Annotated in this window: 8 protein-coding genes and 1 pseudogene; all 9 read right to left on the bottom strand. The window is 32.4% G+C overall.

The annotated features are described in order from the left end of the window. Positions 1–18: 18 nt before the first annotated feature. Complete coding sequence (locus tag ACNQGX_RS06910) at positions 19–456, bottom strand: response regulator (protein WP_417975194.1); 438 nt, start codon at positions 454–456, stop codon at positions 19–21. Then, a pseudogene (locus tag ACNQGX_RS06915) lies at positions 456–3,602 on the bottom strand (PAS domain S-box protein); the annotation flags it as partial. The gene ACNQGX_RS06910 and the pseudogene ACNQGX_RS06915, both read right to left, overlap by 1 nt. 67 nt (positions 3,603–3,669) lie before the next feature. Then, the gene (locus tag ACNQGX_RS06920; protein WP_417975278.1) at positions 3,670–4,215 is read right to left on the bottom strand and encodes a helix-turn-helix domain-containing protein; all 546 of its coding nucleotides are present in this window, start codon (positions 4,213–4,215) and stop codon (positions 3,670–3,672) included. 383 nt (positions 4,216–4,598) lie between these two features. After that, entirely contained in the window at positions 4,599–5,069 is a 471-nt protein-coding gene (locus ACNQGX_RS06925; RefSeq protein WP_417975195.1) for a hypothetical protein, read from the bottom strand. Between the two features lie 3 nt (positions 5,070–5,072). Then, positions 5,073–5,750, bottom strand: a complete 678-nt coding sequence (locus ACNQGX_RS06930; RefSeq protein ID WP_417975196.1) for a peptidoglycan DD-metalloendopeptidase family protein — start codon at positions 5,748–5,750, stop codon at positions 5,073–5,075. 288 nt (positions 5,751–6,038) lie between these two features. Then, positions 6,039–8,447 carry an alpha-ketoacid dehydrogenase subunit alpha/beta gene (locus ACNQGX_RS06935; RefSeq protein ID WP_417975197.1) on the bottom strand — a complete coding sequence of 803 codons (2,409 nt, stop codon included), beginning with the start codon at positions 8,445–8,447 and terminating at the stop codon, positions 6,039–6,041. 185 nt (positions 8,448–8,632) lie between these two features. After that, entirely contained in the window at positions 8,633–11,380 is a 2,748-nt protein-coding gene (locus ACNQGX_RS06940) for a gluzincin family metallopeptidase (RefSeq protein WP_417975279.1), read from the bottom strand. A 190-nt stretch (positions 11,381–11,570) separates the two neighbouring features. Further along, complete coding sequence (locus ACNQGX_RS06945; protein ID WP_417975198.1) at positions 11,571–12,299, bottom strand: LOG family protein; 729 nt, start codon at positions 12,297–12,299, stop codon at positions 11,571–11,573. A gap of 221 nt (positions 12,300–12,520) precedes the next feature. Further along, complete coding sequence (locus tag ACNQGX_RS06950; RefSeq protein WP_417975199.1) at positions 12,521–12,961, bottom strand: endonuclease domain-containing protein; 441 nt, start codon at positions 12,959–12,961, stop codon at positions 12,521–12,523. Between the last annotated feature and the right edge of the window lie 47 nt (positions 12,962–13,008).

Consider the following 13,008-nt stretch of genomic DNA (forward strand, 5'->3'; position numbering starts at 1 on the left):
AGTAATTAGGAATAAAATTTACATCCTGTCCATATACCAACTTAATTCTTTTTCCATTTTTTGATATTTAAAAATGGTAGTGATTATTTTTTGCAAGCGAACAAAAGCAGTTTCACTTTTCACTACATAATCAAATGCTTTATGATGCATACAGTTTATAGCTACTTCAATTTTATCTTGTGAAGATAGCATTATAACTGGAGTTTTTGGATTGAAGGCTTTAATTTTATCTAATGTTTCAATTCCGTTCATAGCATTTTCTACAATACCATCAAGTTGATAGTCTAAAATTACTACATCTGGATTATTGGGTATATTGTCTATACAGAGTTCTCCTGTCGCATAGGTTTCTACAATAAAATCAGCATTTTCCAAAAATTCAATTTCTAAAGATTTTAAAAATAACGCATCATCATCTACCAGAAAAATTTTTATTTTATTTTCGTTTTTAGTCATTATGTATTTTTAATTAAGTTAAGTTCTTCTTCTAATTCAATGCAGGCTTGCAAACAAATTTCCTCAAGCTGCAGTACTAAGTCATCTATTCCTTCCAGTTTTTCTTGTGCAGTTGCAAATTCCTGAATTTTTTTTGCAATATTTTCAAAATTAGTGCTGATACCCATTATTGAAAAAGACGGAATCATTTTATGTGCAGCAGCTCCTAATAACGGCCAATTTTTTTCCTCTAAACTTTGTTTAATGGTATTAATTAAAGAAGGCGTTTGGGATAAATAAAGCGATATCATTTCCATCATTAATGTTGGATTCGATTTAGTTCTCTGATTTAAATAAACCAAGTCAATGCATTTTATTTTTTTCTTAGGACTATTATTTTCTTCTAAATTTTCATTAAGCTTTGCCGTAAGTTTTGCCAGTTTAGGCTTCTTTAATATTCCAACAATTTTACTGTATAACAGCCTTTCATCAACAGGTTTTGCAATATAATCATTCATTCCTACCGCTTTGCATTTAGCTAAATCAACAGTTGTGACATCAGCAGTTAAAGCAATAATTGGAATTTTTGATTTCATCGTATTACGAATGTATTCTGTAGCTTCAAATCCATTCATTACTGGCATTTGTAAGTCCATTAGAATGATATCATAGTCATTTTCTTTTAGTTTTTCGACAGCTATCTTACCATTTTCGGCAATATCTCTAGCAAATCCAAAATCATCCAGTAATGTCTTCATTAGTAATTGATTAATAGGGATGTCCTCTACAACCAATACTTTAATATTTTTTATTTCAGTATCTAATTCCATCATCTCATTTTCTAATTCTGCATCGGCATTTGTTTTTTGAAAAGGTAATGTAAAACTAAATGTAGTTCCAACGTCAATTGTACTTTTCACTCGAATTTTACCTCCTTGCGGTTCCACTAATTGTTTCACTATGGCCAGTCCTAATCCGGTTCCTCCATATAATCTGGAAGTTCCGCTAGTTGCCTGTTGAAAATTTTCGAATATGGTATTTATTTTTTCTTTGGATATACCAATTCCCGTATCAGTCACTGCAAATTCAATAATTACTTTATCTTCATCCTCGTGTAATAAATGAACACTTACCGTAATTTTTCCTATTGTTGTGAATTTTACGGCATTACTGACCAGGTTTAAAATAATTTGATGCAAACGAACGGGATCACCTATAAGAACATCAGGAATAGTGTCGTCATATTCCTTAATTAATTTTAAATTTTTTTCTTGAATTTTTGTTTCAAATAAATGAAGCATCGCTGATGTGGAAGATTTCATTTTGAAAGGTGTTTTTTCAAATGTCATCTTACCGGCATCTACTTTTGCCAAATCGAGTATGTCGTTTATGAGTACGATTAAAGCGTCACCACTCATTTTAATTGCGTTTAAATATTCTTTTTGTTTTGCTGTCAAATCTGTTTTTAGAACCACTTTTGTAAATCCGATAATAGCATTCATCGGTGTACGAATTTCATGGCTCATATTCGACAAAAATTGTTGCTTTGCTTTTACTGCATTTTCCGCTAGAATAGTTGCGTTTTCCGCATTTATCTTAGCTTCTTCGGCAATTTCGGTGGCTAACTCTGCAAAAACTCGTGCTTCAATCAACTCATCAGCAATTATTTTTTGCTCCGTTACATCCCTTGCCACAATTACAACACCGAGTACATTTCCTAGATCATCTTTATAAACGGAACCATTGAATAATACATCTGTTAGTTTGCCGTCTTTATGACGAAGTGTAAGGGGGGAATCTGCAACAGAACCTTTTTTAAATACTTCCTGATATACTTCACGTGCTTTTTGTTGTTCGGTAAAATAATCGAAAAAATCAGAATCTGTAAGTTCTTCCCGAGTCATACCCGTAATATTTACCAATGCCTCATTCATATCCGTAATTTTTCCATTGGTATTTATAGTTACTAATGGATCCCGACTTGCTTCAATCAAACTAAGAGAATATTGCGACGCTAATTTAGCGGTATAGCTAAGTTCTTCCAATTCTTTATTTGCAATTTCCCGTTTCTCTTTTTCTTTATTTTGAAATATAAGTTCTTTGTTGGCAATGATTAATTCGTTCGCTCGTTTTTCTTTTTCATCATTTTGATAGGCCAATTCTTTGTTGGCAATGACTAATTCAGCGGCCCGTTTTTCTTTTACCTTGTTTTGAAAAGCAAGCTCCTCATTTGCAATAACTAATTCAGCTGCCCGTTTTTCTTTCTCATCATTTTGATAGGCCAATTCTTTATTTGCAATGACTAATTCAGCAGCCCGTTTTTCTTTCTCATCATTTTGAAATAGTAACTCTTTATTAGCAATAATTAATTCGGCTGCCCGTTTTTCTTTCTCATCATTTTGATAGGCCAATTCTTCGTTAGCAATGACTAATTCAGCTGCCCGTTTTTCTTTCTCATCATTTTGAAATAGTAACTCTTTATTAGCAATAATTAATTCGTCTGCTCTTTTTTCTTTCTCATCATTTTGAAAAGCAAGCTCTTCATTAGCAATGACTAATTCGGCTGCCCGTTTTTCTTTCTCATTGTTTTGATGTGCCAATTCTTCGTTAGCAATGACTAATTCAGCTGCCCGTTTTTCTTTCTCATCATTTTGAAATAGTAACTCTTTATTAGCAATAATTAATTCGTCTGCTCTTTTTTCTTTCTCATCATTTTGAAAAGCAAGCTCTTCATTAGCAATGACTAATTCGGCGGCTCTTTTTTCTTTCTCATTGTTTTGATGTGCCAGTTCTGTGTTCGCAATTCGTAAATCTAAAGCCCATTTTTGTTCGGCAATATCTCGGGCAACAAGTACTACTCCTAGTACATTTGACATATGGTCTTTGTAAACGGACCCATTGAACAATATATCTGTCAATTTCCCGTCTTTATGTCTAAGTGTTAGCGGAGAATCACAAACAGAACCTTGTTCAAACACTTCCTGATATACTTTACGTGCTTTTTGTTTTTCGGTAAAATAATTGAAAAAATCAGAATCTATTAAGCGATCTCGATTGAGTCCCGTAATATTTACTGTTGCCTGATTTACATCCGTAATTTTCCCTTCCATATTTATTGCAATTAAGGGATCTAAACTAGCTTCAATTAAACTTCTGGCGTATTGTGATTCTTGAGTTTTTATGATTTCTATTTTTATTTATAAAATTTATATAAATTGGTAGTTTCGAATTTTACTAATTTCCAATTTCTTCAATCGGATTGCGTCTTTTATCTTTTAATTGCTTAAAATGGGAAGGAGAGAGGCCGGTAACTTTTTTGAATTGACTGGATAAATGAGCAACGCTGCTGTAATTCATTTTCCAGGCAATTTCAGTGATGTTCAATTCCCCATAAATAATCAATTCTTTTATGCGTTCCGTTTTATGGGAAATTATAAATTGTTCAATTGTAGTACCTTGTACTTCCGAAAACAAGTTAGACAGATACGTGTAATCGTGATTTAATTGTTGACTCAAATAATCAGAGAAATTGATTTTTATATTTTCTGTTGAATGATGAACCATCTGAATAATCACATTTTTTATTTTCTCGATAAGCATGGCTTTCTTATCATCCATTAATTCAAGTCCGGAGTCTAAAAGTGCAATTTTCAATAGTTGTCTCTGATCCATAGAAATGTTTTCCATAATTTCAACTTCGCCTAAATCAACAACAATGAAGTGCAGTCCAAGTTTTTTTAATTCCTCTTTTACCGCCATTTTACAGCGATTACTGACCATGTATTTTATGTATAGTTTCAAATTATTTTTTTTTAACAGATTATGTAAAAATCGAATAAACTTTATCAAAAAAACTTATATAACTAAAAAAAAAAATTATATAATTCACACATTATTAATTTTAATACCTCTTTAATAATGTAGTGTTAGAAGAAAAAATAGGCAATTAAATAAGAACCGCTTTTAATGCAGTTTCGCTTAGTCACTATTCTTACTGTATATAAATTTACAAATAAACAGCGAGAAAGAGAGGTGATTTGAGTTTTAATAAAAAGAGCAGTATTGTGGAATTGTAATAATCTTGAAATAGGAGGAACACATTACTACATAAAAACACTAAAAGAAATGTTTTTGATTTATGAATTCAGTTCTATTATTTGAAATTATTTCATCGAGAATGGAGTTACCCAATCCAATGATTTAATAGACGAAACTTTGTTTTCTTGATTCATTGAAACCCGAAGTTCCTTGTTAGCTACTTTCTTTGAATACTGTGCTTTATAACGGTAAATAGTTGACTTGTCAAAATTGTCTCTATAAATTTCAACTAATTGAAGATCTATAAAGGATCCATAATATTGACGAAATCTTGTACATGTTTTTGTCAGTCTTTCCTCGGTTGTATTTTTAATGACAGAAGCCGTTGCTTCACTTTCGTTAAAAGGTTTAAACTTAGAAGTGTTGCAGGTCATTAGAACTCTCTTCCCTAACTCGTAGGCTTTGTTTTTTTGAGATTCACTGACTTCAGAAAACAGTAGTTTTACGATTTTAGCTTCTTCTGGCTCTGTAACAACAGTTTTAGATTTGCAACCGACTAGCAAAACGATGCTTAGAATGATAATTATCTTTCTCATAATTTATGTGATTTTTAATAATAAGTTCGGATCTGGACAGTTTTCTAGATAATAATCCAAATCGCTTTTACTGCAAACTCCCGGATAATCTCCAAAATTATTTCCGATGTTTTTTATAATCTGAAAATGTAAATGTGGTGCATAATCCCCATTATCGGATGCATCACCCAAAGTGGCTATTTGTTGTCCTTTTTTGACAACGTCTCCAATTTCAATTTCAGTGATACTTTCTAACGAAAGATGACCGTATAAAGTATAAAAAGCCTGATTTTCTATTTTATGTTCCAAGATAATAGTTGGGCCATAATCACCCATACCAGTATTGTAATTAAAACTATGTATAAATCCATCAAGTGCCGCTAATACTGGAGTTCCGGCTTTAATCCATAAATCTAAACCAATATGGATATTTCTTTCTTCCGTTTTAGATCCGTTAAAAATTTCACTTCTTTTATACAAATCTCTAACTTCGTTATAACCTCCAAAAGCTACTTTTGCATTACTTTCTGCTAAATGGCTTTCGATGTATTTTTCAAAATCGGCTGCATTATCTACATTCTGTTTTCTAAAAGCTTCATTTGTAATGGATAAATCCAATGGAGTATATTGGCTATAATCAATTGATTCGGCTATCACTTTTACATTTTGTATGTCTTTTAAGATAGTTTCCAGTACTGTCATATTTTTGTAAATTTTTATAAATTCTAAATTTAAAATAAAATAGGCCAACATAAAGAACTTAGAGTAGCATTATAACTTTTAATTATGAAAATGAGTTTTTTTTGATTGTTCAAATTATAAACAATGTAAGGAGTGATTATACTCATTTTGGAATTTCAATAAGAGAAAACCTTGTTACCGGAAAAAAATAGTACACCACTATTTTTGCTAAAATATAATTTTGATTCACAATAAAAAAAGCCAGACAAAAAATGAATTTTGTCTGGCCTTTTAATGATTTATGATGTTTTAATACAAACTTGGATATTTCGAAGGATTTACCTCATGCATCATTCCGTATACTTTTTCAAAAATATCTTCTGCAGAAGGTTTTGAGAAGTAGTCACCATCTGTACCATAAGCAGGTCGGTGTGCTTTTGCAGTTAAAGTTTGTGGTTTACTGTCTAAATAGTTATAGGCGTCTTGTTGCTCAATAATTTGTTGCAAAATATAAGCCGAAGCTCCACCTGGAACATCTTCGTCAATCACTAAAAGACGGTTTGTTTTGGCAATACTTTTTACAACATCTTGATTAACATCAAAAGGAAGTAACGATTGCAAATCGATAATCTCGCAATCAATACCTACTTCCAGAAGCTCATTTGCTGCTTGTTGCACTAATCGCAACGTAGATCCATAGGAAACGAGTGTGATATCAGTTCCTTTTTTCAACGTTTCCACAACACCAATTGGTGTTTTGAATTCTCCGTAGTTCAAAGGCATTTTTTCTTTCAATCGGTATCCATTCAAACATTCGATTACTAAAGCTGGTTCATCACATTCTAACAAACTGTTATAAAAACCGGCCGCTTGTGTCATGTTTCTTGGAACCAATACATGAATTCCTCGTATGGCGTTTATGATCATCCCCATAGGTGAACCGGAATGCCAGATTCCTTCTAAACGGTGACCACGGGTACGTATAATTAAAGGGGCTTTTTGTTTTCCAACAGTTCGGTATCGCAACGTAGCCAAGTCATCACTCATGATTTGAATGGCATATAATAAGTAATCCAAATATTGAATTTCGGCAATAGGGCGTAAGCCTCTTAATGCCATTCCTATACCTTGACCTAATATGGTTGCTTCACGAATTCCCACATCGGCAACACGTAATTCTCCATATTTTTCCTGCATTCCTTCTAAACCTTGATTCACATCCCCGATGGCTCCGGCATCTTCACCAAAAATCAATGTTTCAGGATATTTTGTAAAAATAGCATCAAAGTTATCACGTAAAATCATGCGACCATCCGTATCTTCTTTAGCATCTTCAGGATATACCGGTAAAACTTTTTCTACAGAAAATACATTTAAATCTGTTTCTGAAAATAAGTTGCTGCTAAAATTCTTTTGAGTTTTAGTCGTATAGGATGTGATCCAATGTGACAATTCTTCTTTACTGTTTTCATTCAGTATCAAACGCAATACTTTTCGGGCGGTAACCAGAATTTCTTTTTTCAAAGGTGATTTAATACTGCTTAAATCAGATGTGAATTGTAAAATTATGTCTTTGTTTTTGCTGGTTTCAGCAATTTTTTGTAATAAAGTGACAAGTTCTTTTTGCTCTTCAACGATAGGATCAATAAATGCATTCCAAGCCGCTTTTTTGCCTTCTAAAACATCTTTTTTGGCTTGAGTATCAATCGCTTCAATATCTTCCGGAGAAGCAATATTGATGGCAATCATCCATAATTTCATTTGACGAATACAATCAAAATCTTTTTCCCATGCCAAACGATTTGCATCTTTATACCTTTCATGGGAACCTGAACTGGAATGTCCTTGTGGTTGTGTCAATTCATTTACGTGAATCAGGACAGGAATGTGATTTTCTCGGGCAATATCCGCTGCTTTTTCATACGTAGCAATCAAGTCAGCATAATTCCAACCTTTTACTTTTAGTATTTCAAAACCGTTAGTATTTTTTTCTTTTTGGTATCCTTTTAAAATCTCAGAAATATTTTCTTTGGTAGTTTGGTGTTTTGCATGGACAGAAATTCCATATTCATCATCCCAAACACTCATAACCATAGGTACTTGTAATACACCCGCAGCATTTATGGTTTCAAAAAATAAACCTTCAGATGTACTTGCATTTCCTATAGTTCCCCATGCAATTTCATTTCCTTCATTAGAAAAATTAGCCGCATTTGGTATTCCGGAAACTTGTCGGTATATTTTTGAAGCTTGTGCAAGTCCTAATAATCGAGGCATTTGTCCGGCTGTAGGAGAAATATCAGCACTTGAATTTTTTTGTTTTGTTAAATCTTTCCAAGAACCATCTTCATTCAAACTATGTGTGGCAAAGTGGCCTCCCATTTGTCTTCCTGCTGACATGGGATCCTGTTCAATATCAGTGTGACCGTATAATCCGGCAAAGAATTGTTGGATAGTCAATTCACCAATGGCCATCATAAAAGTCTGATCGCGATAATATCCGGAACGGAAGTCACCATTTTTGAAGGCTTTCGCCATCGCTAGTTGCGGAACTTCTTTTCCATCACCAAAAATGCCAAATTTAGCCTTTCCAGTCAATACTTCTTTACGTCCTAAAAGACTGCATTCTCTGCTTGTTATAGCTAATTTGTAGTCATTCAACACCTCGATTTTGAAATCTTCAAATGTCAATGTAGTATTGGTTTTTTCTTTTATCATAATTGAAAAGTATAACTTTATGGGACAAATTTACTTAAAAACTAGCTATTTTCATAGTTCATTGAAAAAATAAAATTAAATTATTTCGATTTATTCTAATAAAAAGAACTTTATTTTTTTACTATGTGTAATTTTATTTGTGTTTTAATGAGAATAGTTTAATAAATGATGATAATTGTTTTGGATTAGAACCATTTTCGATTAAAAAGATTGATTAATGTTTTTGGAGAAAAAGTAACTATAAAACGTACTTTTTCATTATAATTGTTTTGGGCTATTTCCCATCCATTGTTCGAATATACCGGAAAATACAACTCAAAGTAGTCTGTCACTAAATTGAGACGGATACCGCTATCATATACAAATTTTTCATTTTGACCTTTATTTTTGATGAAACCTACATCACCATAAACTTCTATCCAGTTCCATACACTGACACTTGCATTTAAGCTGGTAATCCATTTATTTGCATAAGGTGTTGCTATTTTTGATTTAAAGCCGCCTTCAGCCATTATGTATTGTTGACTAAAAAAACCAGTGCTTTCAGATCGTCCAAAATAATTATAATCAAAGAGGTAATCGGTAGGTCTGTCTAGTGCGAAACTAAAAAAATCCGATGCTGTTTTATTGTATAAAAAACTTCCGGCATAAAACCGCAGATTAATTTGACGATTGTTTTCAAAGAGTTTTCTGTATTCTATTTCGCCGGTAACTTTTCCAAAATTACCTGAGATTTGAACATCAGAGCTAAAGTTAAAATGATTGGTGACTTCCGTTTTGGAATTCACATATCGGGCATCAAAAATCGAATAATTGGATGGGGAGTTATCAATAGCGAAAGCACTTTTTTCTTTGTTTACAATAACTTGTCGGAATAGAATCAGCTGTTTTCTGTTGTCTCTAAAATTAGGTTCCCTAATCCGCAATTGGATCGTAGGATTTAGTTTTAGATAAGTGGCATCTTGTGCATAATGAAAGTAGGAACCACTTAACGAATATCTTGCGTTATATAGTGTACTGTTTCTATAGTTTTGGTTTACCACGAAAGAAGCTGATCCGGATAAATTATTGGATTTAGTAGAGTAGGACGGGTTAAGGTCAAAAGTAAAAGGTTTGTCTAAAATAGTCTTATTATGCAATCGCATTCCCGGAGTCAAACCATCGTATAGATTATAGGATAATGTGGGTACATATAAAACCTGATTGTAATACGGATCCTCTAAATCTTTCATAAATACAAACTTTACAGGACGGTTGTTTGGAAAAAAACCATCTAGTTTTTTCCAATTATTTCTTAAATTATATTCAGGAACTTCATTTTTTAAATTTAAGATGATTTTATCAGCACCATTTCTTTGAATCGTAAAAGTACTGTCGCGTTCTTCAATATCCAGCCATTTTTTAAAAACAACAGCTCCTTTTTTTGTGCCATAGACAGGAATGGGAATAGGAGCTCCGGTTCTGTTTATTACTGAAAAAGTGATGCTGTCTTTAGTTTTTGAAACATTGGAAAATTTATAATCAATAATAGCTCTGGAATTAATAATGGTATTAAAAAACCAGTTAATGTTTTTATCGGTATTTGATTTTAATGTGGTTTCAAAATCAGTTCTGGAAACTTGTTTGATCTGATTTTGATTGTAAAATTGTCTTATACTAGTGGTAACAGCATCATTTTGTAAATAATCATCTAAAAACAGGATGCTTAATCCAGCTCTATATTTACTGGCAATTTGCTCGTTGAATTTAATTAAAGTGTTTTTAGAATCTCCAAGTGCTTGATCCAGATTTTTTCGAGCCATCAGCATATAGAAATAGCTATACTGATTGTTAAAACCAATATTGGCAATATTAAAACTTTTTAGCAGTTTGATATTAGAGGCACTTCCCATCATTTTAGTGTTGGGGTGATTTTCATCCATATATTTCATCATGGCATAGACCTGTAATCCATCATAGATCCAGTTGTCTTTTCTGGGGTCTAATTGTAAACTTGTTTTTAGGTATTCATTCAGATAGGTTTTCAAAAATTTAATTTCAAAAAGAAATTCATCTGGAAACGGACTTATAAAAGAAGGAAGCTGATTCAATCCATAAAAAGGGTTTCTCTCGTAATCCGTTTGAGAAACAATAATTTTTTCATGCGGATATTTTCCGATTAAATCGTTTGTGAAATTCACAACTCGGTCTATTACAACCGCTTTTTGAATAGTATTCAATTTATTGTTTTTTAAATCAGTCAGCACTTCAACAGTACTATTTTTATAACTTTCAAAACTGGATTTTGGTTCTATAATCACGCTAAAATTAGCTCTGTTATTCCCAGATAATTTATAGTTTAAAAAAGTTTTATTAGCGGTTGATGTACTGCTTTTTAAATCGGAAATGACTTCTGAATTTTCAGGTACTTTTAAATCAATTTCAAAACTGGAATAGGCATTGGCGATATCATCTAAATTAGTATTGTTGTATCGTATGAAATTATGGTTTTCATAACGGGCTGGCGTAAGAAACCAGTTTTTAAGATTTATGGTTCCGCTATTATTGTACCCATATTTTGTGAATTTGTCACTGGGTATTTTAGTGACATAAGTCAGATGTAGAACGACTTTATGATTCGGAAGTAAATTCTCGGTTAATTTAACTTCAATTAAATCAGGATTTTTGTCCGTTCTTTCCCATGATAAAACCGATTTATTTGCGTCTAAAAGTATCAGGTTTTTAGTACTACCGCGTTCTTCTTCTTTGGCTAAATGGAAACCTCTATAAAATTCATCAGAAAATCGTTTGGCTAAAGGGGTGTTTTTAGTAGAAAAAGCATTATTCCAATCATTCAATACAATCGAGGTTAACGTATCATTTGACTGATTAAAAAAAGTAATTTCCTGTTGAATATTCAATGTCTTATTCTCGGTATTCAACTCCGCCTTTATATCAGAATGATGTTGTGCATATTGTTTTATAGAAAGTAATAAAACAAGAGTATAAAGCGTAATTTTAAAGAATGAGTTCAAATTCCGGTATTAATTTATTAAAAAAATAAATATACTTTTTTTTAGATTAAAACACTATAAAAACTACCTAATTAACATAAAAAAAGCTGTTGATTAGACAGCTTTTTTGTTAAAAATTTGGAGTTAAATCGTATTTTTTATAGAATTTATCCAACACATCAACCACTTCATCTTCGGTATCAACTATTTTAAATAAATTCAAGTCTTCGGCACTTACGGTACCTTCTTTTTCTATTAAAACCGTTTTGATCCATTCGATTAATCCTGACCAAAAGCTGGTTCCTACTAATATTATTGGGAATCTCGCAATTTTTTTAGTTTGAATCAAGGTCATCGCTTCAAACATTTCATCCAAAGTGCCAAAACCGCCCGGCATCACTACAAAACCTTGGGAATATTTGACAAACATCACTTTTCGAACAAAGAAATAATCAAAATTCAGGTTTTTATCGCTGTCAATGTACGGGTTGAAATGTTGCTCAAAAGGCAGTTCAATATTCAATCCCACCGATGTTCCTCCACCAAGATGCGCGCCTTTATTTCCGGCTTCCATAATTCCGGGACCACCGCCAGTAATCACGCCATAACCGGCTTTACTGATTTTATAGGCAATCTTTTCGGCAAGTAAATAATAAGCATCTTCGGGTTTCGTTCGTGCCGAACCAAAAATTGTCACACACGGACCAATGCGTCCCATACTTTCATAACCGTTTACAAATTCGGCCATAATTTTAAAAATCGCCCAACTGTCATTGGTTCTAATCTCATTCCAAGTCTTTCTCTTCAGTCGGTCTTGGATTACTTTATCCTCATCATTGTCAAAATCTTCTAATCTCATATTATTTTATTTTTTATTTTAACCCTGTTAGGGTTCAAAACCCTAACAGGGTTAAAATTCAACTTTTACTAAAGTAACTCTTTTTTCAAAAACTGCGCCTTATAACTCTTCTTAATTTTTATAATTTCTTCTGGTGTTCCTTTGGCATTACACTGCCCTTCTGCTTTTCCCCTCATTTGGAGGGGTGCCCGTAGGGCGGGGTGGTTTTATTGTCTAAATTTTTAGATATTACTCGCTTTATTTCCAAATTCTACAATAATATATTTCTCTAGTTCCATCATTACATTATTCAGATCATGTTTTACCCTTAAATCAGAGATTCTATAAACTTTTAATCCTAATGAAACGAGATAATCGTCTCTTTTTTGGTCGTAATCATCTTTGTTATCATGGCTTGAACCGTCAATTTCGACGATCAATCCTAAGGTTTTTACATAAAAATCTACAATAAAATTGCCTATAATTCTTTGTCTGTCAAAATCTATTTTCCAGAACATTCCTTTGTGTACTTGCAACCAAAAAATTACTTCTGATAGTACACCTGCTTTACGCAATGCTCGTGATCTTGCTTTTAGTTTTATATTATAGGGTAAGTTTTCAATGTAATTTGAATAAATAGGCTGAGTGTTTATAAAAGCGGTTATTTCGCCATTGTTTTCCATACTATTTGCTTTTTTATTTCTCTCCTTTAATATGTGTTACCATTTAT

The sequence above is a fragment of the Flavobacterium glycogeni genome, assembly GCF_048286775.1.
GTDB lineage: Bacteria > Bacteroidota > Bacteroidia > Flavobacteriales > Flavobacteriaceae > Flavobacterium.